We start from the raw sequence: 26,682 nt of genomic DNA, 5'->3' as shown, positions 1-26,682 counted from the left end.
CAAGCTGGCATGCCTACGATCCGAAGCTCTTGCGATAGGCGGCCGGCGACGTGCCGAATCGACGAACGAAGGAACGACGGAAGGCGATATCGTCATGGAAGCCGATATCCGTGGCAATCTTTTTGAGTGGAATGCCGGTGTCTTCGGCAAGCCTGCGCCCCGCCTCCAGCCGCATGCTCTCCACATAGTCGGCGGGCGTCATGCCCACCTCCTGTTTGAACTGCCTGGAGAAGTTTCGCTCGCTCATGCCGACGCGCCGGGCAACCGCTGCGACGCTGAGGTCGGCAGAGAGATTGTCGGCAATAAAATCCTGAGCCGCACGAATGGGTGTCTTCTGTGCAAGCTGGCCGGCGAGAAGGGTGCTGAACTGGGTCTGGCCTCCGGGCCGCTTGAGAAAGACAACGAGTTCACGCGCGACCTTCAAAGCGATGTCCAGGCCGAGATCCTTCTCGACGATGGCAAGCGCCAGGTCGATGCCGGCCGTTACGCCGGCTGAGGTCCAGACGTTGCCGTCCTTGGTGAAAATGCGGTTGGGCTCGAGTTTCACCTCCGGGAAGCGCTTGCCGAATTCCGCCGCTTGCGACCAATGCGTCGTCGCCCGCCTGCCGTTTAAGAGGCCCGCCTCGCCGAGCACGAAGGCGCCGGAGCACACCGATCCGAAACGGCTGGCGCGAGCCGATGCTTCCTTCACCCAGGCGAGAAGCGATGCCGGCAGTGGCCGTTCATGAATGAGCGGATCCCCGGCCACAAGCAACGTATCGATGTCGGAAAAACCTTCCTCCAGCGACCGATCCGGCAGCAGCGTCAACCCGGAAGATCCGCGCACCGGACTGCCGGACGCGCTGACGACCTCCACGGAATAATGGTCGGTGCCGCTCTGACGGTTGGCCTCCGCAAACACGTCCGAGGGCCCGATGACGTCGAGAAGCTGCACGCCCTGCATGGCGACGATGGCGATCTTGTGAACGGCCATTAACGAACCTCGAACAATCTGCCGGTCAGGACGATGCTGACCGTACGATAGAAGACGACAGCGATGGCGCCGGCCAGAAACAGGAAGAACAGTCCCGCCAGGCCGGTCAGGATAGCGCTCCCGGCAGAAGCGGCATACCGGAAGAAGGCGATCGACAGGGCAGCAAGCGGAAAGCTGATGGCCCACCAGGTGACGCTAAAGGGAACATGGGAGCGGAACACCATCGGCGACAGGACGAGCATGAGAAACAGGGCAAAGTAGAACAGGACCGTGGCGAAGAGATCGACCGAACCCGTGACGTTAGTATAGGCGAGGAAGCCGACGGCAAAGGGGGCGACGAGAACCATGAGGGACGGCCGAGCCAGCGCCGGAAGCGGATCTTCGTGGCGCAACCGCGAGAAGATGAGCGCGATAAAGACCGCGGCGATGACGCTGCCGACCGAAAAGGCAAGCATATTGACTTCATGCGCCCAGGAGAACGGCATGGCGTGGCCGGTAACGGCGATATCAAGGGTGGCGACGCCGGGGATGAGTAGCGGCGGCAGGGTGGTATCGCGCGACTGCTGCCGGCCGAGGAAGCCTCTGGCGACGACATAGGCGAGGGCGAAGGTCAGCGCAGACGCGATGGTCCAGACGACCTCTGACAGCAGCGGGCTGTAAAGGTTCAGAAAGGCAGACTGCAGAAGCAGGCCGATTGCGACGGTCGCAAAGAAGTTGCTTTGAACCGGATGGGCGAATTCAGCGGCGACCAAGCCAGGGTACCGGCGCCATTTGATGGCATAGCCCAGGGCAAGGCTCAGAAAGATCGAGGTACCGAGCCAGCCGACATATTCCCCGGGAAGGGCCGGCAGTCCGATCGTCCTGGTGGCTTCGCGCCAGGCGAGGCTCAGGCCCGTGATGCCCATTACCGATGCGAACAGGTTGATCGGAAGCTGCGAGATCGACCGCTTGGTCAGCGGCGTGCTGTTCGAGAGATCTATGGATTGAACGGTCATTGGCTTGTTCCTGTCCGAAAGAGTGCTGACAGGATTAAAACACGCTACACCTTTGTCTTGAATGATGCAAACAGTACGATTTCGGACTGGCTGCGTATGTTTCCGGCCAAGGACCGCTCAGTATCGCCGCCAGGTCGGTTGCCGACCACCGCGGCCGGGTCACGGTGCCCCGTAGCTGCGCCAGAGAACATAGAGGCTGACGGAAAAGATGATGGCGCGGAAAATCTGCGTCAGCGTATCGCGCTGGGTCGCAAGCCGGGTGGAGACGAAGGTGCCGACGATTCCGCCCAAAATGCCGCCGGCGATGAAGTAGCCGGCGATGCGCCAGTCCACCAAACCCGAGGAAGCGTAGTTGATCGCGGTCGTCAGGCCGAAGGTGCCGACGGCAAGCAACGACGTGCCGACCGCATTGATGAGCGGCATGCCGGTTGCAAGCAGGAGGCCGGGGACGATCAGGAAACCGCCGCCGATGCCGAAGAAACCGGAGCAGGTACCGGTCAAAAGCGCCGTCACTCCGGTCTTGCCGTGCGTCCCGATCGAAAGCGATTGCGGCGTGGCCGCCGTGTCGCACTTTACCTTTTTCATGGCGAAGCTGACGAACATCATCACCAGCCCGAACAGGAACAGCAGGCGCTGGCCGTCGACCAGTTTGCCGAGGCTGGAGCCAAGATAGGCGCCGAGCGAGCCGGCCACCGTGAAAATCAGAGCGCACCGCCACCAGAGGTGGCCGCGAAGCGCATGGCTGATGAGGTTGAGATAGGCGTTTGCGGAAACGGCGAGCGCTCCGGTGCCGAGCGCCGTATGCACGTCGCGAATGCCGACCACATAGATGAGGAGCGGGGTTGCCAGGATCGAGCCGCCGCCACCGATCAGGCCGAGCGTGAAGCCGGTGAGCGAGCCGGAGCCGATCGCGAGCAGCATTTGCTGGAAAGGATCCGCCACGATGCCTCTACCCCCAGACCGAACCGGGAAGGGCGTCGAGCGGGATTTTCAGGTAGCGCCGGCCATTGTCTTCGGTGGCCGGGAGCTCGCCGCCGCGGACATTCACCTGCAGCGCATGCAGAATGAGTTTCGGCATCGGCAAGGTACGGTCGCGCGCCTCGCGCAAGCCGACGAAATCGGCCTCGGACTTGCCGGCGACATGGGGGTTTTTGGACTTCTGCTCGGCGACCGTGCTTTCCCAGCGCGCCTTGCGGCCGCCCGGGCAATAATCGTGGCCGGTGAACAGCCGAGTCTCATCCGGCAGTGCCAGGATCGCCTGGATCGAACGCCAGAGGTCGGCAGCGCTGCCCCCCGGGAAATCGGCGCGGGCCGAGCCGCTATCGGGCATGAACAGCGTGTCGTGAATGAAGGCTGCGTCGCCGATCACATAGCTGATGGACGCGAGTGTGTGGCCGGGCGAATGCAGGACGCGAGCCTTGAGCTCGCCGATCCGGAACGTCTCGCCGTCAGTAAACAGCCGGTCCCATTGCGAACCGTCGCAGGCGAAATCCGGCCAGTTATAGATCGCTTTCCAGATCCCCTGCACGCCCTTCACGTGTTCGCCGATCGCCGTCGGCGCTCCCGTCCGGGCCTTGAGATAGCGCGCCGCCGAGAAATGGTCGGCATGAGGGTGGGTGTCGAGGATCCATTCGACGGTCAGGCCTTTGGCCGCGACATGGTCGAGGATCGCGTCGGCATTCCGCGTGGCGGTCGAGCCCGACTTCTCGTCGAAATCGAGCACCGGGTCGATGATCGCGCATTTGCCCGTCGCCGGATCGGCAACAACATACTGGATGCTGCCGGTGCGGACGTCGTAAAAGCCGGTCACATCGGGCTTATGCATAGGCGAGCGCCTCTTCAGCCGTTGCGCACGGGAAGAAGATTGCGCGAGCGGGGTCAAAATCGTAATCGGCTTCGAAGGTGGGCGCGTCCGCCGCCAGCTGGGCGACGCAATCGAGGATGAACTTCACCTTTTCGTCCGAAAGCAGGACGCTGAAGTTCAGCCGTGTGAACCCGGGCTTCTCGATCTCTTCGCCGGCGAGGATCGCCTGTCGGATCTGTTCGGAGTGTTCGGCATCGATCGACAGCAGCCGGTGTACGTAGGGCCCGGCACAGGCGCAGCCGCCGCGTGCCTGGATGCCGAAGCGATCGCTGAGCATGCGAGTAACGAGCTGCTGGTGGACATAGCCGCCCTTGCCGTTCCTGATGCGGAAGGAGAAGATCGGCAGGCGATCCGGTTCCTTAAGGCCGAGCAGCTCCAGCTGCGGGACGGTCTTCCAGGCGGCAAGGGCCTGTTGGGCCAGCGCGCGGTTGCGCCTTTCCATTTCTTCAAGACCGATCGCATGCTTGACGATGAAGGCGAGGGCTGCGCGGATGTCGCCGACGACATTCGGTGTTCCCGCTTCTTCGCGTGCTTCGAGATTGCCGCTGTAGTCGTGGGTATCAGGCGAAACGAACTTCACGGTGCCGCCACCCGGCCAGGTCGGTTTGTCGGTCACGACGCGGTCGCGGCGAACGATCAGGATGCCGGAGGCGCCCGGACCGCCGATGAACTTGTGCGGCGAGACGACAATGGCGTCGATCTCGAAACCGGCAGGCGACATGGAAATCGGAACGTAAGGACCGGCGCCTGCATAGTCCCAGATCATCTTCGCGCCGGCCGCCTTGACCATCCGGGTGATCGCCGCGACGTCGCTGGTGATGCCGGTGATGTTCGAACCGGCAGAGAGCGTGCAGACCGTCAGGTCCCGTGAACCGGCGTTTAGCGCTTGGGCAAGTTGGCCAAGATCCGGACCGCCCGCCTGGCATTCGGCGATTTCCACGATCTCGGCGCCGCTTTCGCGCCAGGGAAGGATGTTGGAGTGGTGCTCATAGGGGCCGATGATGACGCGGACCTGTTTGCCCGCCTCAGCCGCCGCGGTGACGCCGAACAGCTTGACCAACCGGTTGATGCCCGAAGTGGCGCCGGAACCTGTGAAAATCACGGCGTGGTCGGCAGTCGCGCCACAGAATTCGCCGATCAGCGCGCGCGCTTCCCGCCGCAACCGGGTCATGAAGCCGCCGCAATAGGAGGCTTCCGTGTGGCTGTTGGCGTAATAGGGCAGGACTTCGTCGAGCACGAAGCTTTCGATCACCCGCAGTGCCCGGCCGGAAGCGACATAGTCAGCATAGACGAGCGGCTTCGTGCCGTATGGGCCGACGATCTGCGCCTTCGCGCCGACGAGATCGTCGCGAAGATCGGCAATCACGCCCGGGCGGTTCAAAGCCTGGCGGAACTTGGCAAGCGGGCTAAGCTCCTCACAGGAGTGGCGGTGAACTGTTGGAACGATCATCTCGCTGACCTCCCTTGGAGCGAACATTGACAGCGATTATATTCCCCTTCATGGTCAAAAAATTCACCTATCTTCCTGCGCCAGTCGCGCTGTATTGTGTCAAATGATCGAAGAATCATCAAAAATAGATAGTTTTGATCTGAAGATCATGACGTTGCTGCAAAAGGATTCGAGCCTCTCGCAGCGTGAGTTGGCCGAGCGGGTCGGGTTATCGCAAAATGCCTGCTGGCGGCGCCTTCAGCGTCTGCAGTCGATCGGCATGATCCGGGGTTCGCACTGCGACATCGATCTCAGTGCTCTGGGCCTGGATCTGACGGTGATCGTGATGATCCGCACACGCCATCACTCCAAGGAATGGAGCGACGGCTTCCGGCAGCATGTCGAGCGACTGCCGGAAGTGATCGACTTCTACAGGATCGGCGGGGACTGGGACTATCTAATCAAGGTGGTGACCCGGGGCATGGGCGGCTACGACGCCTTTTATCAGAAGCTCATCACCAACTTCGATCTCGCCACGGTCACGGGCTTCTTTTCCATGGAGGCGATCATCAACAATCGCCCGGTGGATCTCAGCCGGTTGAAGTAAGGCGCCGGGCTCCGGCGCCCCATTTTGTGGTCACATCACGCCGAAGCGCTCGAAGGCCTCGACCGTGCTCATGCCGGCCTCGATCGCGAGGCGCACCTTGCTTTCGGTTTCGGCCTTTTCCAGCGCCAGCGCGATTGCTTCCCGTTCCGCCTCGCGCGGGATGACGAGCACGCCGTCACGGTCGCCGAAGAGGATATCGCCCGGCCGGATGCGGATGCCGCCGATCTCGATCGGGATACCGTAGTCGACGACCTTGCCGCGCGGCCCCTGGTCCTGCGCATAGGATCCGTAGCAGAAAGTCGGAAAATCGAGCGCAAGAATGCCGGCGCTGTCGCGGCAATAGCCGTCGCAGATCGCGCCGGCGGCTTTTAGTTTCATTGCACGGGTCGACATCAGCTCGCCCCAGACGGCGTAACGTGGCGAGGAGCCGGAACAGACATAGATCTCGTTGGGTTTCAGGCTATCGAGCGCGTGGAACATCAGGCCGAACGGTTTCGAGCTGAATTCCGAATGGCCGCTCGCCTCGGCGGTTGCGAAGAAATCGGCTTCGAGTACGGGCATCGCCCGCCCGACGGCGACCATGTCGTCGCGGAGCGCCCGGATCTGCGGCGGCAGGAACTGGTGTTGCAGCCCCATCGTGTCGAGGATGTCGCCGACCACGGCCGTGAACAGACGGCTGCGCATGGCGGTAAACAGTTCGGTATCGTCTTCAAAACGTGTCATTTCTCTTCCCTCAAGCCATGTGTGCCATGGCGGTAGCGATGCCCTGCATCACGCCTCTGATTTCCGCGAGGCCCTTCAACCGGCCGATCAGCGAATAGCCGGGGTTGATCCGCTCCTTGCCGATGTCGTCGGCCAGGAGGTGCCCGTGATCCGGGCGAAGCGGGATTTGCCAGTCGGCGCGGCCTTCCTGTAGCCGACGCTCCTGTTCCTGCATCAGCGCAAGGATCACTGCCGGCATGTCGCTCGATCCGCCGAGATGATCGGCCTCGTAGAAGGAGCCGTCCTCCTCCCGCTGGACATTGCGAAGGTGGGCAAAGTGAATGCGTGGGCCGAATTCACGAACCATGGCTGGCAGATCATTGTCGGTGCGCGTGCCATAGGATCCGGTGCAGAAGGTGATGCCGTTGGCTTGGCTGTCGACGGCGGCGAGGATGCGCCTTACATCCGCGGCCGTCGAAACGATGCGCGGCAGGCCATAGAGCGAAAAGGCCGGATCATCGGGGTGGATGCAAAGCCGGATACCGACCTCTTCGGCGACCGGCACGATTTCTCTGAGGAAACGCGCCAGATTGGCGTGCAAGTGATCGGCCGTCACGCCGTCGTATTCGGCAAGGGCGGCCAGAAAGCTCGACCGGTCGTACTGGCGTTCGGTCGCCGGCAGGCCGGCGATGAGGTTGCGCTCGATCCGGTCGATCTTTGCCGCGTCCATCTGGTCGAAACGCTGGCGGGCGACGAAGATCTGGCGCTCGGAATAGCTTTCCTCGACGCGCGGCCGCTGCAGGACGAAGAGGTCGTAGGCGGCAAAGTCGATGGCATCGTAGCGCAGTGCGTAACCGCCATGTGCAAGCGGCTGCATCAGGTCGGTGCGCGTCCAGTCGACCACCGGCATGAAGTTGTAGCAGACGGTGGTGATGCCGGCGCGCGCAAGCGCCCGCAGCGTATCCTTGTACCAGCCGATATAGCGGGCGCTCTCTGGTGTCGCGAGCTTGATCGAATTGTGGACCGGAATGCTCTCGACGACGCTCCAGCGCATGCCGGCGGCCTCGATCAGCGCCTTGTGGGCGAGGATCGCCTCATCCGGCCAGGGGGAGCCATCATAGATGTGGTGCAGCGCCGAGACGATCCCCGTTGCCCCGGCCTGCCGGATATGACCGAGCGGCACGGGGTCATTCGGACCGTACCAGCGAAAGCACTCTTCCATCAGTCTCATGCAGATCTCCTCGCCGCGTCGGATCCCTATTGTTGGACCACGTCCGGCATTAATGTCCGCCTGGCCCAACAATTCAAGCCCAAAATGAGCAAAAATAGCTCGATATCACCGAAATAACGCGAAAATTGATATGGCTCTGCGATTTCTTCTTGACGCATTGGCAAATCTGGACCAACAAATAAGGCATTGCAGGGAGGGCAGTCAGTGAGCAGTTCCGTACGGGAAGAGGCGTTGTCGGGTGTGGAGGCCGTCGAGCCGGGCAAGACCTCGGCCGTGGACCGGCTGGTCGAGCAGATCCGCGACATGATCTCCGAGCGCGGTCTCGGTATCGGCGATGCGCTTCCGACCGAGCGCGATCTTGGCGAACAATTCCAGGCCGGGCGCAACACGGTGCGCGAGGCGCTGCAGGTGCTGCGCGCCTATGGCATGGTCGAGACGCGACCGAAGGTCGGCGCCGTTATCAGCGGCGGCCACGGCGAGGCGATCCGCCGGCTCTTTGCTTTTCACAACGGCATCTCGCCGGACTCTTTCCGCGACCTGCAGGGCTTCCGCCGCATCATCGAGACGGGTGTCGGCGAGCACATCATCCTGACGGCTGCTGACGCCGATTTCGACCGGCTGGATGCGATCAACGCGCGGATCCTAGAAGCGGACAGCGTCGAGGAAGCGGCGCAGTGCGACTACCAGTTCCATCAGGCGATCGTGGAGCTATCCGGCAATCGCACGACGGTCGCCGCCTACCACATGCTGCGCTCGGTGATCGAGGAGGTCATGCGGCTCGGCAAGGCGGAGCGCCCGGTGCATGCGGCGACTTTCGAGGCCCATGCCGAGATCATCAGGGCGCTGAGGGCCCGCGACCGCATCGCCTACGTCTACCTGATGAGCCGCCACCTGGAGTTCGGCATCCGCTTCGTCGATGCCGCGCCCGGCGGCCAGCCGTCGCGATGAGCACATAGAGATTTTCGCCTGGACCGCTCCCCAAATGGGCGGTGCTGGCATCCGTTTGCCGGATCCACTCGCCCGTTGGTCCGGCGGCACGAACAGGGCACTTGGGAGGAGAACCGACATGAACAATTCGAAACGTCACATTCTGGCGCTTGCAGCATTGCTTGCCACCGTCAGCCTTGCGCCGGGTGCGGCACATGCCGGCGGCAAGGCGATCGCCGGCATCGTCTTTCAGCAGGACCAGTATTTCCGCGGCATCCAGATCGGGATGGAAAAGGCGGCCGAAGCCGCCGGCGACGAACTGCTCGCCGGCAACAGCGACAGCAAGCTGGAGAAGGAAGCTCAGCTCATCGACACCTACATCGCCCGCGGCGTGAACTCGATCGTCGTCGCGCCGCTTTCGGCCGACGCTTCGGTGCCGGCTCTGAAGAAAGCGCGTGACGCCGGCATCACGGTCGTCACCTACGGCACCTCGGCCAATGGCGACGTCGCCCAGGCGACGGTGACGAGCTCGGACCGCGATATCGGCATCGGCACTGGCAAGGCCGCGACCGATTTCTTGAAGACGCTCGGCAACGGCGAGAAGGTCAAGATCGGCACGCTCGCCTTCAAGGCGCTGCTTCCCGAACAGTCGAATGCCCGCGTCGATGGTTTCCTGAGTGTCGTCAAGGATCAGGTGGACATCGTCGCGCAACAGGACGCCTGGCTCGCCGAAAAGGCACTCGCCGTCGCAAGCGACATGCTGACGGCCAATCCCGATATCCGGGTGATCTATGCTGCCAACGAAGGCGGCACGATCGGTGCAGTGCAGGCGGTCAAGAAGGCGGGCCTTGAAGGCAAGGTCTTCGTCTTCGGCACCGACGGTTCCGAGCAACTCGCCAATATGCTCTTAAACTCCGACAACGTGCTGCAGGCGACGACGGCGCAGCAGCCGCTCGAGGTCGGCAAGCAGGCAATCGAAGCCGCGCAGAACCTGCTCGACGGCAAAAAGATCGAGACCAAGGTCAACGTGCCCGTTCTGCCTCTGACACGCGTCAACGCTGAAGGGGTCGCTGCCTACAAGGAAGGCCTGAAGGCCCTGAAGTAAGAGCCTAAGAGTGAACCGAGCGGCGGGCATCGCCCGCCGCTCCTTCGCCGCCGACAGCAGGAAATCCGCATGAGTTATCCGCAGCCAAGGTCAGCCGCGTTGCAAGGGGTGCAGGGACGGCTGGACTTTCGGACCGTGACCAAGCGTTACGGCCCGACTGTAGCCCTCTCCGAATTCACCCACAGCTTCGCACCCGGCCAGGTGCATGCCCTCATGGGCAAGAACGGCTCGGGCAAGTCGACGCTTGTCAAGCTTCTCGCCGGCGTGACCGAGCCGACATCCGGCACGATCAGCGTCAATGGCGAGGACCGCCATTTCACATCGCCGCATGATGCCTTTGCCGCCGGCATCGTCACCGTCCACCAGGAGCTCTCGCTGGTGCCGGAGCTCTCTGTCGGCGAGAACATCTTTCTCGGTCGGCTGCCGCACCGCCGCCGCGCCGGCTTTAGCGTCGTCGACTGGGCCGGCCTGCACCGGCGCGCCGGCGAACTGCTCGCCGACATGGGGCTTGCGATCGATTCCCGCCAACCGGTCTCCGCACTCAGCGTCGGCCAGCAGCAGGTGGTCGAGATCGTCAAGGCAATGTCCTTCAACCCGTCTATCCTGCTTCTGGACGAGCCGACCTCGGCGCTCGCTTCCCGCGAGGTCAAGCAGCTCTTCGCGCTGATCGAGCGGCTGCGCGCCCGTGGCGTGACGATGATCTACATCACCCACCGCATGAGCGAACTCTTCGAAATCGCCGATACTTGCACGGTGATCCGCGACGGCCACTATATCGGTTCCGTTGCGATGAAGGAGACGACGCCTTCCGCGATTGTCGGCATGATGTTCGGCGATGCGGCGCGCGCCACACGTCCGCCGCGGCGAACGCTTGACCGCGCCAAACCCGTGCTCGAGGTCCGCAATCTCAGTCGGGCCGGACATTTTCAGGATGTCTCCTTCGATCTCTATCCCGGCGAGATCCTCGGCATCGCCGGTCTGCTTGGTGCCGGCCGCACCGAGCTCATGCGGGCGATTTTTGGGGCCGACCGGATCGACGGCGGTTCGGTCACGTTCGACGGTCGCGACATGACCGGTGCCAGCCCGCGCGACATGCGCAAGGCCGGGCTCGGCTATACGCCGGAAAACCGCAAGGAGGTCGGCCTCGTGCAGTCGCTCTCGACGGCGGACAATCTCTGCATGGCGAGCCTCGGGCCGATTTCACGCAACGGCTTCATCTCGCGCCGGCGCGAGCAGCCGCATGTCCGCCGTCAGATTGCCGATCTGCACATCAAGTGCGGCGATCCGGAACTGCCGGTGTCGTCGCTGTCAGGCGGCAACCAGCAGAAGGTGGTGATCGGCAAATGGCTGAACCGGCAGCCCTCGGTGATGTTCTTCGACGAGCCGAGCCGCGGCGTCGATGTCCAGGCCAAGCGGCAGATCTTCGACATCATCTGGCAGCAGGCGGCTGACGGTCTCGCCAGCCTCTTCGTCTCGACGGAACTCGAGGAAGTGCTGGAAGTCGCCGACCGCATCCTCGTCATGCACCACGGCGCTGTCGTCGCCGAGGTGGATCCGACGAAAACCGACCTTACCGAACTTTACGGCCTGTGCATGGAAGGGGCCAAGCAATGACACTTGTGAGCCAAACGACCGAAGCTGGTGGCCAGAACACGCCGCTCAAGTTCCTCAAAACCTACCCGATGGAGATCATTCTCGCGGCGCTGGTGATCTTTCTGATCCTGGTCGCGCCCGGCTTCGCCTCTACCGGCAATGTGCTGAACGTGCTGCGCACGGTCTCGATGCTCGGCATCATCGCCTTCGGCATGACCGCCGTGATCATCAGCGGCGAAATCGACCTTTCGGTCGGAGCCGGTGCCGCGCTCGCCGGCTGCATCGTCGCCTGGTTCGCCGACCGCTTCGCCGGTGTCTTCGGCGACTGGGGTGCGGTCACGGTCGGTTTTGGCGTGGCGCTGTTACTCGGCTTCACGCTCGGCTACCTCACCGGTCGCTTCCGGCAATGGTTCAACGTGCCGACCTTCATCACCACGCTCGCGCTTTTCGCGGCGCTGCGCGGTGTCGCCAACCTGATCACCGGCGGCTTCCCGATGTCGTCCTTCCCGCTGGGCTTCGATTTCCTCGGCGGCGGCTATCTCTTCGGCATTCCGTTCCCGGTCTATATCTTCGCGCTGACCTTTGCCGGCATGCACTTCCTGATGAAGTACACGAGCTTCGGCCGCGAGGTTTATGCCGTCGGCGGCAATATGGAGGCCGCACGCCTTTCCGGCATCGACATCTGGAAGGTGAAGGCGCTGACGCTCGGCCTCACCGGCGCGCTGACCGCCGTGTCCGGCACGCTGATCGCCTCGCAGATTGGGGCTGGAACCGGGACGACGGCAACCGGCATGGAGCTCGACGTGATCGCGGCCGTCATCATCGGCGGCACGTCACTCTTCGGCGGCAAGGGCCGTATCTGGGGCACGCTGATCGGGGTCCTTTTCCTCGGCTGCATCTCCAACGGCATGACGCTGATGAATGTCAGCGAGTACTGGCAATACGTCGTGCGCGGCGGGATCATCCTCGGCGCCGTGCTTCTCAACCAGGTCCTGGAACGGGTGCGTTGAGACCGGAGCGGGGTGCTCGCATCCCGCTCCCTCAAGAAAATCGATCACGCTTGTGATTTCGGGTCTGTGCGGCCCGAGACCATCGCGATCCATCGCGGAGACAATCATGACTGAATTCAAGGGAAAAATCGCGCTGGTCACCGGCACCTCAGGGATCGGCCTCGCCTCGGCAATCCGTCTGGCTTCATCAGGGGCGACTGTGCTGGCCTGCGGCAATGACGTCGCCATCAATGAGATCTTCGATCGGATTGCCAAAGAACGCGACCTGCCGATGTCGACACGGCTGACGGACGTCTCCGTCGAGGCTGAGGTGGAGGCAGCGGTGCGCGAAGCGGTGCTGCGCCGTGGCGGGCTGGACATCATCGTCAATGCGGCGGCCGTTCATCCCTATGGCACGGTTCTCGATACCAGCGCCGAGACCTTTGCGCGCTGCCTCTCGGTCAATGTCGGCTCGATCTATCTGACCGGTCGCTTCGGTATTCCGGAAATGATGAAGCGCGGCGGCGGCGCCATCGTCAACATTTCCTCGGTGCAGGGCCATGCCTGCCAGCAGAACGTTGCGGCCTATGTCGCCTCCAAGGGCGCGATCCATGCGCTGACCCGTGCCATGGCGCTGGACCATGCGGCGGCGAAGGTTCGGGTAAACTCGGTCAGTCCCGGCTCCGTACGCACGCCGCTGCTCTCGCTCGCGGCCCGCACCTATGGCGGCGAGGGCGTCAGCGAGGCGGAAGCCTTCGCCCGCTTCGGCGCCGCGCACCCGGTCGGACGCATCGGTGAGCCGGAGGAGGTGGCGGAACTCGTCGCCTATCTCGCCTCCGACCGCGCCGCTTTCGTCACCGGTTCGGATTTCCGCATCGACGGCGGCCTCACTGCCGGTATCGGCGTCAAGTAATCAGACAGGAATTGATAAGATGAAGATCGGCCTCGGGCTTTACCGGGAACAGCTCACCCCGGACAATTTTCAGTTTGCGCAGCAGGCAGGTGCGACCCATGTGGTCGCGCATCTGACCAACTATTTCGCCGGCAAGGATCCGAAGATTGACAGCGGTGACCAGGGCGGCTGGGGCGATTGTTCCGGCGACCGGCTCTGGACTTACGAGGAGCTGTCGGCACTGGTGAAGGACGTGCGCGCCGGCGGCCTGGAGATCGCGGCGATCGAGAATTTCTCGCCGCGCTTTTGGTTCGACGTGCTTCTCGATGGACCTGAGCGCGCCCAGCAGATCGAGGGGCTGAAACAGCTGATCCGCGATGCCGGTCGCGCCGGCATCCCCTGCATCGGCTATAACTTCTCGCTCGCCGGCGTCTATGGCTGGACACGCGGCCCCTATGCCCGTGGTGGCGCCGAGTCCGTCGGCTTCGGGGTCGAAAACAGCATCGCGCCAAGCCCGGATGCGCCGATTCCCGACGGCATGGTCTGGAACATGCGCTACCGCCGTGGTGTCGCGGGAGCCGCTTCGGTCTCCGTCAGTTCGGCGGAGCTCTGGGATCGGCTTGCCCATTTCTTGAAGGAAGTCGTCCCGGTCGCCGAGGAGGCGGGTGTGGTGCTCGGCGCCCATCCGGATGATCCGCCGGCGGAGGAGTTGCGCGGGACTGCGCGGCTCGTCAATCGGCCAGAAAAATACGACCGGCTGATGGCCATCGTCGACTCGCCGTCGAACGGCCTGGAGCTCTGCCTCGGCTCGCTGCAGGAGATGCCGGGCGGCGATATCTATGAGCACGTCCGCCGTTTCGCCCGCTCCGGCCGCATTGGCTACATCCATTTCCGCAACGTACGCGGAAAGATGCCGCGTTATGTCGAAACCTTCGTCGACGAGGGTGATATCGACATGGCCGAAATCATCCGCATCCTACGTGACGAGAACTATCAGGGCGTGATGATCCCGGATCATACGCCGGCGATGACCTGCGGCGCCTCCTGGCACGCCGGCAAGGCTTTTGCGCTCGGCTACATGAAGGCGCTGGTGCAAAACGCTGAGGCGCTTGGGCCGTCGCAGTCGATCCCGACGAGAGTGGCAGCGGAATAGGAGACGCAGATGGCACGCGATCTCATCTGTGTCGCGCCCGTCGGCGACCGCTGCGGCGAGGGCGCCGTCTGGTCGACGGCGGAGGCGGCGCTCTACTGGACCGACATCAACCGCTTCCTGATCCATCGCTATGACGAAGCGACGCGTGCCGTCCGGACCTGGTTGTTCGAGGAGCCGGTGGTCGCGATCTCGCTGACTGAGGAAGACGGCCGGCTGCTCGTCGCGCTTGGATCGAAGCTGATCTGGTGGTGGCCGCAGACCGACCGGCGCGAGGATCACGGCTTCGTCCTGCCCGGTACGCCGCGGGTGCGGCTCAATGATGGTCGCGCCGACCCGGCCGGGAATTTCTGGGTCGGTTCGATGAAGAACAACGTTCTGCCCGATGGTCAGCTTGGCGAGGTTGGGCCGGGAGAGGGCATTCTCTACCGGATCGCGCCGGATGGCGCCGTCAGCGAATGGCGGCATGGGCTCGGTATTTCCAACACCCTCTGCTGGAGTCCGGACCGATGCACCTTCTATTTCGGCGATACGCTGGCAAACGAGATCTACGCCTACGACTACGATGCCAAGGTGGGGGCGATATCGGAAGAGCGGCATTTCTTCACCGGGTTCGACCGAGGTTCGCCCGACGGTTCGGCGATCGACAGCGAAGGCTTTCTCTGGAACTGCCGCTATGGCGGCCGTTGCATAACGCGCATCGCGCCCGACGGCAGTCTTGCCGAGGCGATCGACATGCCGGTCACCAACATCACCACCTGCACCTTTGGCGGGGCGGATCTGAAGACGCTTTACATCACCACCGCCGGCTCGGGGCCGGAGGAGCGCCTGGCCGGCAGCCTCTATGCAATGCGGGTCGAGGTCGCGGGCCTTCCGGAAAACCGCTACGGGGTAGCGACCAAGTGAGCGCGGAGACGACACGACGCGCCCTTGCCTGGGCGCATGGGTGCCTTTCGGTGCAGTCGCTCGGCGGCATGCTCGGCCCCGTGCTGTTCCTGCTGCCGGATGGACGTCAGGTCAGCCCGCTGCATGTCGCGCCTTGGGGCAATGATCCCGAGCGCGAGACACTGCCGGAAATTCTGCAACAACTGCGCGGCGAATGGCCCTGCGTCCCCTTCGGCAGCGACACCAACCGGTCGCTCCCCGCAGGCTGGTCCGCAACGGGCGAGAGCTTCGAGGGTGCCGGTGTGCCACATGGTCACGGCTCCAATGTCCATTGGACCTCGGGCGACTGCGATGTCCGCCAGATCACCATGGAATGCCACTACCCCGACGACCATCCGATCCGGTTGCTTCGCCGGCGGATCGTTCCGGATCAAAGCGCGGCTGCCATCGACATCACGCTGGAAATCGAGGCGCGGCGGCCATGCCGCCTTCCGATCGGGCTACATCCGACATTTCGCCTGTCGCCGCGGCCGGGCTCGGTCGTCATTGAACCCGGCGCCTACGATCGCGTCTGGAGTGTTCCCGGCGATGTCGAACCGGGTGCAGCGTTGTTCACGCCCGATCGGCAATGGTCGTCGCTCGACAAAGCCGAGGCGCGCTGCGGTGCGACGATGGATGCGACCCAGGTGCCGCTCATGGAAGACACCGAGGACCTGCTGCAGCTCTCGGGCATCGATGGCAGCGTCGCGCTTCACTACCGCGACGAAGGTTTTCGCGCGCGGCTTTCCTGGCAGAAGGAACACTTTCCGAGCCTGCTGCTCTGGTACAGCAACCGCGGCCGCAAGGCCTATCCCTGGGACGGACGACATGTGGCGCTCGGCGTCGAGCCGATCGCCTCCGCCTTCGACCTCGGACCTTCCATCTCAACGGCTGCCAACCCTCTGGCGGCATCCGGCATTGCGACGGCAATCGCGTTCGAGCCCGGCCATACCTTCACCACCCGTTACCGGCTTTCCGTCGAAGCCGCTCGCTTGGGCTGAGCGTCGCTCGCCCAGACATTTCGCATTGAAAGGCCAAGAGAATGAAATTGTTGCGCCTCACCGTCGACGGCTTCGCCGTGCCCTGCATCCTCGATGGCGAGGGTCGGGCGCGGGATGTCTCCTCGCTCGTGCAGGACTTCACGGCGGAAACCCTGTCAGCTGTCAGGGTGGCGCTGTCTGGTATTGATCTATCGGCCCTGCCCGTGGTGCCGGTGATCGACGCCGATATCCTGCCGCCGGTCGCAAGGCCGGGAACGATCTGGTGTGTCGGGCTCAACTATTCCGACCACGCGGAAGAAGCGGGCCTGCCGGTGCCGACTGAACCGATCCTTTTCAACAAGGCGGCCGGCACCTATTGCGGTCCGAACGCGCCGCTTCTCCATTCCGAAAAAATGTCGAAGCTCGACTGGGAAGTCGAACTGGGCATCGTCATCGGCGCGCGCGCGCTGAACGTATCGCGCGCCGACGCGATGGATCACGTCTTCGGTTACACAGTTGTCAACGATGTCTCCGAGCGCGCCTGGCAGATGGAGCGCGGCGGCCAATGGGTGAAGGGCAAGAGTTTTCCCAATTTCTGCCCGACAGGCCCCTGGCTCGTCACCCGCGACGAAGTGCCGGACCCGCAGGCGCTTTCCATGTGGCTCGACGTCAACGGCGAACGCATGCAGGTAGGCACCACCGCGCGCATGATCTTCGATGTCGCGACCATCGTCTCCTACATGAGCGAGTTCTGCGTGCTGGAGCCGGGCGATCTCATCTGCACCGGCACGCCGCCGGGCGTCGGCATGGGCAAAAGGCCGCCGCGCTATCTGAAGCCCGGCGATGTGGTGGAACTCGGGATCGACGGCCTCGGCCGCCAGCGGCTGATCGTTCAGTCCCTCTAGATCGATACGGAAAGGCCTGACCATGAATGGAAATACGGGACGATCGGCCGGACGCGTGGCCGTGATCACCGCCGCAGGCCAGGGCATCGGCCGTGCCGTTGCCGAGCGGTTGATGGCCGAGGGTGCGGAGGTCCACGCCAGCGACATCAATGCCGACCTGCTCGCAACGCTCGACGGTGCCGCAACGACGACGCTCGATGCGACGGATCACGCGGCAGTCGCCGCCTACTTCGCCGGCTTCGCACGGGTCGACATTCTCGTCCATGCGGTCGGCTATGTGCACCAGGGCACGATCGAGGAGTGCTCGGCCGAGGACTGGCGTCGCTCGGTCAACATCACGCTCGACAGCGCCTATAACGTCATTGCCGGCGCGATCCCGAAGATGAAGGCCGAAGGCGGCAGCATCATCACCATCGGTTCGGTTGCCTCGTCGATCAAGGGCTTTCCGCGGCGCGCCGCCTATGGTGCCGCCAAGGGCGGTGTCATCGGTCTCACCAAGGCGGTCGCCGCCGACTATGTGTCCCATGGCATTCGCTGCAATTCGATCTGCCCCGGAACGATCGCGTCGCCTTCTCTGGAGGAGCGCATCGGCGAACTCGGCGAGAAGCTGGGAAGCCGTGACGAGGCTTACCGGTCTTTCATCAGCCGCCAGCCGGCCGGACGCTTCGGCACGGTGGAGGAGGTTGCCGCCATCTGCGCCTTCCTCGCCTCCGACGAAGCAGCCTTCATCACCGGCCAGGCGATCAATATCGATGGTGGCATTACGATCTGACGCACGCGGCCGCCCGCTGACAGGCGGCGCAACATCATCGGAGAGGACCGCTGCTCAACCCGGAAGTTTTCGATTTTCCGAGAGGAGCCAACCCAATCTCCCTCATCCTCGCCCCTGTGGCGGGGATCCAGCGACCCGACGTCCGTCGGGTCAAGGGCCTTTCAGCCCAAGGACTTGGTCTGGCTGGATTTCTGTGACAGGCACAGAAATGAGGAGGATCTGGTTACGTCCTCTTCCTTTCTGCGACGTCGCAGTAACAGCTCGCAATCTTGTTTGTACGAGATCAGCAAACGCAAAACACCTCCGGATGTGTGCCGGAGGTGTCTGTTCTTGTCTGCAGGTCGGCGTCAGATCACGCCGACTGGAATCGTTGGTGGCTCAGGCCGACAGTGCCTTGAACGCGGCGAGGATGGCGTCGCCCATTTCCGTCGTGCCGACCTTCTTCGCACCCTCGGCCATGATGTCGCCGGTGCGGATGCCCTGGTCGAGCACGGCGGCGATCGCCTTCTCCAGATTGTCGGCTTCCCTCACCAGGTTGAAGGAATAACGCAGGCACATGGCAAAGGAGGCGATCATCGCGATCGGGTTGGCGATGCCCTTGCCGGCAATGTCGGGGGCCGAGCCATGCACCGGCTCGTAGAGCGCCTTGCGCTTGCCGGTCACCGCATCCGGGGCACCGAGCGAGGCCGACGGCAGCATGCCGAGCGAGCCGGTCAGCATCGCCGCCACGTCCGACAGCATGTCGCCGAACAGGTTGTCGGTGACGATGACGTCGAACTGCTTGGGCTGGCGCACCAGCTGCATGCCGCCGGCATCGGCCAGCATGTGCTCGAGCTGAACGTCAGAATATTTCGCCTTGTGCGTCTCGGTCACCACCTGGTTCCACAAGACGCCCGACTTCATGACGTTGCGCTTTTCCATCGAGCAGACGCGGTTGGACCGCGTGCGGGCCAGTTCGAAGGCGACGCCGGCGATGCGTTCGATCTCGTAGGTGTCGTAGACCTGGGTGTCGATGCCGCGCTTCTGGCCGTTGCCGAGATCGATGATCTCCTTCGGCTCGCCGAAATAGACGCCGCCGGTCAGTTCGCGCACGATCAGGATGTCGAGACCTTCGACCAGCTCGGGCTTCAGCGACGAGGCGGCGGCCAGTGCCGGATAGCAGATCGCCGGGCGCAGGTTGGCGAACAGTTCGAGATCCTTGCGCAGGCGCAGCAGGCCGGCTTCCGGACGCACCTCGTAGGGCACCGCATCCCACTTCGGGCCACCGACGGCGCCAAACAGCACCGCATCGGCGGCCAGCGCCTTCTTCATGTCCGCTTCCGAGATCGCCTGGCCATGGGCATCATAGGCCGAACCGCCGACCAGGCCCTCGTCGGTGACGAAACCGGCTCCAAGCTCGGCATTCATGTAGGCGATGATTTTGCGGACTTCCGCCATGGCTTCCGGGCCGATGCCGTCGCCGGGAAGGATGAAAAGTTTGCGGGCCATTTTCGGCACTCCTGTGTTTAGTCAGATGTCGAGCGGCAGGGCCGCGTTAATGATGAGGATGCGGGCGAGGTCCGGGCTAAGTCGCCGGTTTCGTGCCTTCGATCTGTCCGATGCGCTCGCGCAGCGTGTTCGTTACGGCGTGCGAGGCCGAGGACACGGCGATTTCGAGGTTAGCCTTGCCGCCGTCCACCTCGACTGCAAGCTTCGAAACGCTGACGCCAAGCCGGCGAACGATATCGAGTAGCCGGGAGACGATGTTTTCCAGATCGCCGCTTTCGACGGTGTAACGCATGGTGTCGGTCATGCTGCCACCTTCGGCCAGGGACGCTGCTCAGGACGTATGGTTTCGTAAGCACGGGCAAGGCGCAGCACGCCGATATCGTCGAAGGACTGGCCGATGATCTGCAGCCCGATCGGCAGGCCGCCAGCGGTATAGCCACAGTTGATCGAGATCGCCGGGTGTCCACCCATGTTGACCGCGACGGTGAAGGCGATGTGTTCGAATGGTTTCTGTGGGTCGTTGACCGGCGAGGCCCATTCGGCTGGATAGGATGCTGTCGGCGCGGTCGGCGACAGGATGAAATCGAAGCCGGTGAGTGCGGCGTGCAGCGCATTGCGCATGGCCTCGATCTGGGCGAAGCCGGTATAGACCTCGCGGCCCGAGAAACTCTCCGCCGTTTTGATCCAGTCGAAGATGTAGGGCAGGATTTGCGCCTGTTTTTCCGGCGAAAGGCGTGACACGTCTTCCCAGCCGCGTGCGCGCCAGAAGCGGTCGAGACCGTCGATCATCTCGCGGGTGAGGAACGGGCCGACCGGTTCGATGATTGCACCGGCATCGGCGAAAAGCTTGGCCGCTCGGCTGACGGCCTGTTGCGTTTCTTCGCTGACCGATTGGCCAAAGCCGGCGTCAAGCCAGAGACCGATCTTCAGGCCCTTCACGTCACGATCGAGATCCAACCAGGGGATATCGGCATAGGGCAGGGCCATCGTGTCGCGGGCATCCGGCTTCGACAGCACCGACATGTAGAGCGCGGTATCGGCGACCGTTCGGGTCATCGGCCCGGCGACACGGCCGATGAAAGGCGGATTGATCGGGACGCGGCCCGCCGAAGGCTTCAGCCCGACGACGCCGCACCAGCCGGCCGGCAGCCGGACCGAGCCGCCGATGTCCGTGCCGATGTGAAGGGGACCATAGCCGGCGGCGGCTGCCGCGCCGGCGCCGGCGCTCGATCCGCCCGGATTGGCCGAAAGGTCCCACGGATTGCGGGCAAGCTTGTGAAAGCTGGAAAGTCCTGAAGAAAGCATGCCGTAGTCGGGCATGGTCGTCTTGGCAAGAAGAATGCCGCCCGCTTCGCGGGTGCGGGCGGCCGGCGGCGCGTCAGCGGCGGCTGGAGTGAGCGACACGGCGGCGCAACCGAGCGGCACGGCCGTTCCCTTCGTCGCGATATTCTCCTTGATCGTCACCGGCACGCCATCGATCGCGCCGAGCGGTTCACCCTTCGCCCAGCGTTCTTCCGATGCCTTTGCTGCTTTGCGCGCTTCGGCTGGGTCATAGGCCCAGAGCGCATTCAGCTTCGGTTCCGAGGCGTCGATGCGGGTGATGACAGCCTCGGTGACCTCGACGGGAGAGAGCTTTTTCGAGCGGTATGCCTCGACAAGGGAGACGGCGGAGAAATCGGCGAGTTCGGACATGGCGTATATTCCTGCGATATGCGCAGTTCCGTGGAACTGCAGAGCTTGGGGCTCTAGAGCGCCGTGCGTTCATATGAACGCACAAAGGACGCTCTAGGCAAAATGACAGCGGGCGGACCAGGCCGGCGTTACCGGCTTGGCCACGGGCGTGCGGGTCAGGCAGATCTCCTGCCTCATGGGACAGACGGCGGCATAGGCGCAGCCGGCTGCGGTCGTTGCGGTATGGACGGGCGTCTGCGGGGGGCCGTCGGACCGCACGCCCTTGCGCCGCCCGGAGAAGGGTTTCGGCACGGCGGCGACCAGCGCCTGGGTATAGGGATGGCGCGGGTTGTCGAAGACTTCGTTCGTCGGCCCTTCCTCGACGATCCGGCCGAGATGCATGACGGCGACCCGGTCGGTGATGGCGCGGACCACGCCGAGATCATGGCTGATGAACAGGTAGGAAAGGCCGAGCTTTTCCTGCAGGTCCATCATCAGGTTCAGCACCTGCGCCTGGATCGACACGTCAAGCGCCGAAACCGGCTCGTCGGCGACGATCAACGCCGGCCGCGTGATCAGCGCGCGGGCAATGGCGATGCGCTGGCGCTGGCCGCCGGAGAATTCGTGCGGGTATTTGTCGGCCGATGCGAGCGGCAGCCCAACCGCCTCCAGCACCTCGGCGATGCGCCGGTTGCGCTCGGCGGTGCCGGTCCCGCGTTCCAGCGAGACGATCGGCTCGGAAATGATCGTGCGGACCGTATGGCGCGGATCGAGCGAGCCGTAGGGATCCTGGAAGATCGCCTGGAATCCCTTGCGTGCCTCGCGCAAGCCCGCCCGGTCGAGCGCGTAGATGTTCGTGCCGGCGATATTGACCTCGCCCGATTGCGGTCGCTCCAGTCCCATCACCGAGCGCACCAGCGTCGATTTGCCGGAGCCGCTTTCGCCGACGATGCCAAGGCTCTGGCCGGCGGCGAGTTCGATGCTGACGCCATGGAGCACGCGCAGGCGGCTGTGTTTCGAGAAGATCGACGGGCGTGGCAGATCGTATTCGCGCACCAGATCGGTGGTCTTGAGAATGGTCTCGCTCACGGTGCCACCATCCTTTCGCGGGGATGAAAGCAGGCCGCGCGATGCTGCACATTTCCATCGGTATTGATCAGGTCCAGCGTCGGGATCGCGCGGCGGCAATCCGGCTGCGCGAAGGAACAGCGCTCGGCGAAGGAACAGTAGGCTGGCCGGCCAAAGGGATCAGGCACGATGCCGGGGATGGCGTTCAGCCGCGGCCGCCCTTCGCCCGCGCGACGTGGCGCGAGTGCTGCGCCATGCGGCGAGGCGGCAAAGAGGCCGCGGGCATAGGGATGCGCCATGCGGGCGAAGACGTCGTCCGTACGCCCGGTCTCGATGATGCGGCCTGCATACATGACGGCGATGCGGTCGGTCATTTCGGAGACGACGCCGAGATCGTGGGTGATCAGCATCAGCGCGGTGCCGGTGTCTTCGATGAGTTCGTCGAGCAGGTCGAGGATCTGCGCCTGCACCGTCACGTCGAGCGCGGTCGTCGGCTCGTCGGCAATCAAAAGGTCCGGCTCGCAGGCAATCGCCATGGCGATCATCACGCGCTGCCTCTGGCCGCCCGAGAGCTGGTGCGGGTAGAGATCCAGATCGAAGCGCGGCGCAGGCAGGCCGACCCGGTCGAGAAGCGCGCGCGCCTTCGTTTCGGCATCGGCTTTGGGTTCGCCGAGATGCAGCCGCCGTCCCTCTGCGATTTGTGCGCCGATCGACTTCACCGGGTTCAGCGCCGTCATCGGCTCCTGAAAAATCATCGCGACGCGTCGGCCGCGATAGCCGCAATACTCGGCCTCGGCCAAGCCAGCGAGATTGCGGCCGTCGAACAAAAGCTCGCCGCGCACCCGCATGCGCTGCGGCAACAGGCCCATCACGGCGAGTGCGGTCATCGACTTGCCGCTGCCGGATTCGCCGACGATGCCGAGGCGCTCGCCGCGGTTGAGTTCGAGATCGATGTCGCAGACGATATCGACCTGGCTCTTGCCCGCCGAGAGTTCGACCGACATGCCGGCCATGTGAAGCAAGGGTTTCGTCATCGTTGCCGCCTCACGCGCGGGTCGAGAATGTCGCGCAGACCGTCGCCAAGCAGGTTGAGGCCGAGCACCGCGAAAGTGATCGCCAGGCCCGGGAAGATTGCAAGCCACGGCGCCTGGTAGATGAAGGTCTGGGCGTCGTTCAGCATCTTGCCCCAGCTCGGCATCGGCGGTTGCGTGCCGAGGCCGACATAGGAAAGCCCGGCCTCGGCGACGATCGCCAACGCGAACTGGATCGTCACCTGCACCAGCAGCACGTGGTTGATGTTGGGCAGAATGTGCAAAAGCGTGATCGCCACGTCGCCGCGGCCGGCGCAGCGCGCCGCCTGCACATATTCGCGCTTCCACAGGCCCATCGAGGCACCGCGGGTGACGCGGGCAAAGACGGGGATGTTGAAGATGCCGATCGCGATCATCGCGTTGGTTGCGCCAGGCCCAAAGATGGCGGTGATGATCACGGCAGTCAGAAGCGCGGGGAAGGCGAAAGCAAGGTCGCTCATGCGCATGACCAGACCATCGACCCAGCCGCCACGTGCGGCAGCCCAGGCGCCGAGTGGCACACCGATGCCGGCGCCGACCAAGACGGCGACGATCGAAACTGAGATCGAATTGCGGGCGCCGACCATGATCATCGACAGGATGTCGCGACCGAAATTGTCGGTGCCGAACCAATGGGCAAGGCTCGGTCCCTGCAGCTTGTCGCGGAAGTTCATCGCGGTCGGCGAATAGGGCGTCCAGGCAAAGGAGACGAGCGCCATGGCCACGAGGATCAGGGTGACGGTGGCACCGATCGTCAGGCTGCGGCTGCCGATGAGCTTGGAGATCACGCCGGGTTCAGAAGTGGCTGCGGACGTGGACATCAGTGGCCTCCCCGCGAAAGCCGCGGATCCAGATAGCCGTAGACCAGATCGACGAGGAAATTGATGGTGATGACGGAGGCCGCAAGCAGCGTCACCAGCGTCTGCACCGTCACGAGATCGCGCTGGGCGATCGCCTGGAAGACGAGGCGGCCGACGCCCGGCAGGTTGAAGACGTTTTCGATGATGATCGTGCCGGCGAGCAGAAAGGAAAACTGCAGGCCGATGATGGTGACGACCGGGATCAGCGCGTTTGGCACCGCGTGTTTCCATAGGGCGCCCGAACGGCTCAGCCCCTTGGCGCGCGCCGTGCGGATGAAATCCTCGCCGAGCGTTTCGATGACCGCGGAGCGGGTCACGCGTGCGAGAATGGCGGCAAGCGGCAGGCCGAGCGCGAAGGCCGGAAGGATCAGTGAATGCAAGCCGTTCCAGAAACCGCCTTCCCAGCCGGCAAAACCTGAAGCCGGGAACCAGGCGAGCTTCAGCGCGAAGAGCAGGATGAAGAGCAGCGCCAGCCAGAAATTCGGGATCGCGACGCCGACCTGGGCGATGCCCATGACGACGGTGTCGCCGGTCTTGCCGCGATTGGCGGCGGCATAGACGCCGATGGCGATGGCGACGACGACGGAGATCGCCATGGAGAGCAGGGCCAGCGGCAGCGTCACGAGGATGCGGGGCCCGAGCAGTTCGCGGATCGGCACCGAATAGGTGAGGCTCGTGCCGAAATCGCCGACGACGAAACCGCCGATCCAGTGGAGGTAGCGGATCCAGATCGGCTGATCGAGGCCGAGCTGCCGGTGCAGCGCCGCGATCGCGTCGGCGTCGGCATTCATGCCGAGCATCAGCACGGCGGGGTCGCCGGGCAGCACCTGCATCAGCAGAAAGACGATGACTGAAGCGGCAAGCGTCGTCAGAATGAGCGACACGAGGCGACCGCCGATAAAGGAAATCACATCAACCTCCCGGAAAGAGCGAGCGTTGACCGGCGCCGGGTGTGCCGGTCAACGCGTGATCTGCCTCCGCCCCTCGTCAAAGGGGCGGATGCCAATCCTCAGTTTTCCCAATAGGTCTGGGTCTGGTCGTCGGCCGGAACCGGCATGTTCTTCCAGAGACCCTTCACCTTCTTGTTCCAGACGCCGATCTTCGGCAACGCGTAGAGGAAGACGTTCGGCTCGTCGGCCGCCAGCTTGCGCTGGAGCTGGCCTGCGAGGTCCAGCTGCTCGGCTTCGGTCGAAGCGAGCGTGAAGGACTTGTAGAGCGCCTTGTACTCGGGGTTCTGGTAGTTGAAGTAGTACTTGTCGCGCGCATAGATATCGAGGTCGCGGGCCTCGGCATGGGCGATGATCGTCGCGTCGAAGTCCGAGTTCTTGAACACCTGGTCGAGCCACTGCGCGAATTCGATCGGCACGAGGTTCACCTTGACGCCGACTTCGCTCAGCATCGCCGCGATGATCTCGCCGCCACGCCGGGCATAGGCCGGCGGCGGCAGCATGATGGTGATCTCAAGGCCTTGGACTCCCGCTTCTTGCAACAGCTGCTGCGCCTTGCCGGGGTCATAGGGGTAGGTTTCGTTGAGATCGACATAGCCGGGTTCGACAGGCGAATAGTGCGAACCGATCGTCGTTCCGAAGCCCGAATAGGTGCCCTCGACCAGTGCCCTGCGGTCGATCGCGTGGGCAAGCGCCTGGCGGACCCGCACGTCGTCGAAGGGTTTGCGCGCATTGTTGAGCGCGAGCACCACCTTGCCCGATGTGCTGCCGACCTCGACCTGCAGGTTCGGATCGCTCTGGAACTGGCTGACCAGTTCTGCGGCCTGGAACATCGGGAAGGCATCGACATTGCCGGCGAGAACGGCGGCAGCGGCAGCCGAGGGATCGCTGATGAACTTGAAGGTCACTTCGCTGAGCTTGGCCGGTTCACCCCAATAGTCGGCGTTCTTTTCGAGCACCACCTTGTCGCCCTTCGCCCACTCCTTGAATTTGAACGGGCCGGTGCCGACAGGCTTGGTCTTGTTGTCCGCCGCCGCCGCCGGCGCGATCATGACCGCATCGCCCCAGGCCATGTTGAAGAGGAAATTGGAGGCCGGGCGCTTCAGCGTCACGACCGCCGTCGCCGGGTCCGGGCATTCGGTCTTTTCGATCGGCTCGAACAGGCCTTTCTGCGCGTTGGTCGAATCGGCCCCGACCGCGCGTTCATAGGAGAACTTGACGACCGAGCAGTCGAACGGCGTGCCGTCGTGGAACTTGACGCCCTGGCGAAGCTTGAAGCTGTAGGTCTTCTGGTCGTCGGAGACCGTCCAGCTCTCGGCGAGCAGCGGCTTGACGCTGCCATCCTCGACAACACGCACGAGACCTTCGAAAAGGTTGCCGTAGGTGATGTAGCGGATCGGTGCGGCGGCACCGGCGGTCGGGTCGAGGCCCGGCGGCTCCAGCACCTGGCCGACGGTGATCGTATCCTTGGCCATCGCCGTCGTCAGCGACGCGGCGATGAAGCATGAGGCAAGTGCCCATTTCGTCAAATTCAGCATAG

The 26,682-nt window shown here is 63.7% G+C and carries 26 protein-coding genes; 11 read left to right on the top strand and 15 right to left on the bottom strand.

Annotated features, from left to right (window positions below):
- Nucleotides 1–13 precede the first annotated feature (13 nt).
- The 5 genes from IB265_RS17980 to IB265_RS17960 all read right to left on the bottom strand — a co-directional run bounded on the left by IB265_RS17980 (nt 14) and on the right by IB265_RS17960 (nt 5,282).
- A complete protein-coding gene (locus tag IB265_RS17980; protein ID WP_057251210.1) occupies nt 14–973 on the bottom strand; it encodes a GlxA family transcriptional regulator in 960 nt (319 codons plus the stop codon).
- On the bottom strand, nt 973–1,968 hold the full coding sequence (locus tag IB265_RS17975; protein ID WP_057251209.1) for an SLAC1 anion channel family protein: 996 nt from the start codon (nt 1,966–1,968) through the stop codon (nt 973–975). The genes IB265_RS17980 and IB265_RS17975 overlap by 1 nt, the downstream gene beginning before the upstream one ends.
- 159 nt (nt 1,969–2,127) lie before the next feature.
- Nucleotides 2,128–2,889, bottom strand: a complete 762-nt coding sequence (locus IB265_RS17970; protein WP_057251208.1) for a sulfite exporter TauE/SafE family protein — start codon at nt 2,887–2,889, stop codon at nt 2,128–2,130.
- A gap of 28 nt (nt 2,890–2,917) precedes the next feature.
- A complete protein-coding gene (locus tag IB265_RS17965; protein WP_057251207.1) occupies nt 2,918–3,793 on the bottom strand; it encodes an MBL fold metallo-hydrolase in 876 nt (291 codons plus the stop codon).
- The gene (locus IB265_RS17960; RefSeq protein WP_057251206.1) at nt 3,786–5,282 is read right to left on the bottom strand and encodes an aminotransferase class V-fold PLP-dependent enzyme; all 1,497 of its coding nucleotides are present in this window, start codon (nt 5,280–5,282) and stop codon (nt 3,786–3,788) included. The genes IB265_RS17965 and IB265_RS17960 overlap by 8 nt, the downstream gene beginning before the upstream one ends.
- Before the next feature lie 103 nt (nt 5,283–5,385).
- Here IB265_RS17960 and IB265_RS17955 point away from each other — a divergent pair, with 103 nt between their 5' ends.
- Nucleotides 5,386–5,868 carry an Lrp/AsnC family transcriptional regulator gene (locus IB265_RS17955; RefSeq protein ID WP_057251205.1) on the top strand — a complete coding sequence of 161 codons (483 nt, stop codon included), beginning with the start codon at nt 5,386–5,388 and terminating at the stop codon, nt 5,866–5,868.
- Nucleotides 5,869–5,898: 30 nt separating this feature from the next.
- Here the strand turns inward: IB265_RS17955 and IB265_RS17950 are convergent, their stop codons facing one another.
- Together IB265_RS17950 and uxuA are read right to left on the bottom strand one after the other, a co-directional pair.
- Nucleotides 5,899–6,591 (bottom strand): RraA family protein, encoded by a 693-nt coding sequence (locus tag IB265_RS17950; protein ID WP_057251204.1) that lies wholly within the window; start codon nt 6,589–6,591, stop codon nt 5,899–5,901.
- Between the two features lie 10 nt (nt 6,592–6,601).
- On the bottom strand, nt 6,602–7,792 hold the full coding sequence (gene uxuA, locus IB265_RS17945; protein ID WP_192494952.1) for a mannonate dehydratase: 1,191 nt from the start codon (nt 7,790–7,792) through the stop codon (nt 6,602–6,604).
- Nucleotides 7,793–8,005: 213 nt separating this feature from the next.
- Between uxuA and IB265_RS17940 the strand changes: the two genes are divergently transcribed.
- From IB265_RS17940 to IB265_RS17895, 10 genes are all read left to right on the top strand, one after another.
- Nucleotides 8,006–8,749 carry a FadR/GntR family transcriptional regulator gene (locus IB265_RS17940; RefSeq protein ID WP_192494938.1) on the top strand — a complete coding sequence of 248 codons (744 nt, stop codon included), beginning with the start codon at nt 8,006–8,008 and terminating at the stop codon, nt 8,747–8,749.
- A 118-nt stretch (nt 8,750–8,867) separates the two neighbouring features.
- A complete protein-coding gene (locus tag IB265_RS17935) occupies nt 8,868–9,833 on the top strand; it encodes a substrate-binding domain-containing protein (RefSeq protein WP_057251201.1) in 966 nt (321 codons plus the stop codon).
- A 69-nt stretch (nt 9,834–9,902) separates the two neighbouring features.
- Nucleotides 9,903–11,447, top strand: coding sequence for a sugar ABC transporter ATP-binding protein (locus IB265_RS17930; protein WP_082615855.1), 1,545 nt, complete (start codon nt 9,903–9,905; stop codon nt 11,445–11,447).
- Nucleotides 11,444–12,436: an ABC transporter permease gene (locus tag IB265_RS17925; protein WP_057251200.1), complete on the top strand. Its 993-nt coding sequence runs from the start codon at nt 11,444–11,446 to the stop codon at nt 12,434–12,436. The genes IB265_RS17930 and IB265_RS17925 overlap by 4 nt, the downstream gene beginning before the upstream one ends.
- Nucleotides 12,437–12,542: 106 nt before the next feature.
- Nucleotides 12,543–13,328 carry an SDR family NAD(P)-dependent oxidoreductase gene (locus tag IB265_RS17920; RefSeq protein ID WP_057251199.1) on the top strand — a complete coding sequence of 262 codons (786 nt, stop codon included), beginning with the start codon at nt 12,543–12,545 and terminating at the stop codon, nt 13,326–13,328.
- Between the two features lie 19 nt (nt 13,329–13,347).
- Nucleotides 13,348–14,460 (top strand): mannonate dehydratase, encoded by a 1,113-nt coding sequence (locus IB265_RS17915; protein WP_057251198.1) that lies wholly within the window; start codon nt 13,348–13,350, stop codon nt 14,458–14,460.
- A 9-nt stretch (nt 14,461–14,469) separates the two neighbouring features.
- Nucleotides 14,470–15,363 carry an SMP-30/gluconolactonase/LRE family protein gene (locus IB265_RS17910; RefSeq protein WP_057251197.1) on the top strand — a complete coding sequence of 298 codons (894 nt, stop codon included), beginning with the start codon at nt 14,470–14,472 and terminating at the stop codon, nt 15,361–15,363.
- Complete coding sequence (locus IB265_RS17905; protein ID WP_057251196.1) at nt 15,360–16,382, top strand: hypothetical protein; 1,023 nt, start codon at nt 15,360–15,362, stop codon at nt 16,380–16,382. The genes IB265_RS17910 and IB265_RS17905 overlap by 4 nt, the downstream gene beginning before the upstream one ends.
- A gap of 41 nt (nt 16,383–16,423) precedes the next feature.
- Entirely contained in the window at nt 16,424–17,266 is an 843-nt protein-coding gene (locus IB265_RS17900; protein WP_057251195.1) for a fumarylacetoacetate hydrolase family protein, read from the top strand.
- A gap of 22 nt (nt 17,267–17,288) precedes the next feature.
- Entirely contained in the window at nt 17,289–18,038 is a 750-nt protein-coding gene (locus tag IB265_RS17895) for an SDR family oxidoreductase (protein WP_057251194.1), read from the top strand.
- Between the two features lie 378 nt (nt 18,039–18,416).
- On the opposite strand, the gene leuB is transcribed toward IB265_RS17895, so the two are convergent.
- From leuB to IB265_RS17855, 8 genes are all read right to left on the bottom strand, one after another.
- Nucleotides 18,417–19,526: a 3-isopropylmalate dehydrogenase gene (gene leuB / locus IB265_RS17890; protein ID WP_192494937.1), complete on the bottom strand. Its 1,110-nt coding sequence runs from the start codon at nt 19,524–19,526 to the stop codon at nt 18,417–18,419.
- A gap of 76 nt (nt 19,527–19,602) precedes the next feature.
- Nucleotides 19,603–19,830 (bottom strand): hypothetical protein, encoded by a 228-nt coding sequence (locus IB265_RS17885; RefSeq protein WP_057251992.1) that lies wholly within the window; start codon nt 19,828–19,830, stop codon nt 19,603–19,605.
- Nucleotides 19,827–21,218 (bottom strand): amidase, encoded by a 1,392-nt coding sequence (locus IB265_RS17880; RefSeq protein WP_057251991.1) that lies wholly within the window; start codon nt 21,216–21,218, stop codon nt 19,827–19,829. Before IB265_RS17880 ends, IB265_RS17885 begins: the two co-directional genes overlap by 4 nt.
- Before the next feature lie 93 nt (nt 21,219–21,311).
- Nucleotides 21,312–22,286, bottom strand: a complete 975-nt coding sequence (locus IB265_RS17875; RefSeq protein ID WP_057251990.1) for an ABC transporter ATP-binding protein — start codon at nt 22,284–22,286, stop codon at nt 21,312–21,314.
- Nucleotides 22,283–23,299, bottom strand: coding sequence for an ABC transporter ATP-binding protein (locus IB265_RS17870; RefSeq protein ID WP_057251989.1), 1,017 nt, complete (start codon nt 23,297–23,299; stop codon nt 22,283–22,285). Before IB265_RS17870 ends, IB265_RS17875 begins: the two co-directional genes overlap by 4 nt.
- Entirely contained in the window at nt 23,296–24,156 is an 861-nt protein-coding gene (locus IB265_RS17865) for an ABC transporter permease (protein ID WP_057251988.1), read from the bottom strand. The genes IB265_RS17870 and IB265_RS17865 overlap by 4 nt, the downstream gene beginning before the upstream one ends.
- Nucleotides 24,156–25,106, bottom strand: a complete 951-nt coding sequence (locus IB265_RS17860; RefSeq protein WP_057251987.1) for an ABC transporter permease — start codon at nt 25,104–25,106, stop codon at nt 24,156–24,158. The genes IB265_RS17865 and IB265_RS17860 overlap by 1 nt, the downstream gene beginning before the upstream one ends.
- A gap of 98 nt (nt 25,107–25,204) precedes the next feature.
- Nucleotides 25,205–26,680, bottom strand: coding sequence for an ABC transporter substrate-binding protein (locus tag IB265_RS17855; protein WP_057251986.1), 1,476 nt, complete (start codon nt 26,678–26,680; stop codon nt 25,205–25,207).
- Nucleotides 26,681–26,682 lie beyond the last annotated feature (2 nt).

The sequence above is a fragment of the Ensifer sp. ENS10 genome, from assembly GCF_014852025.1.
Taxonomy (GTDB): Bacteria; Pseudomonadota; Alphaproteobacteria; order Rhizobiales; family Rhizobiaceae; genus Ensifer.
This window is presented reverse-complemented; position numbering and strand designations above follow the sequence as displayed.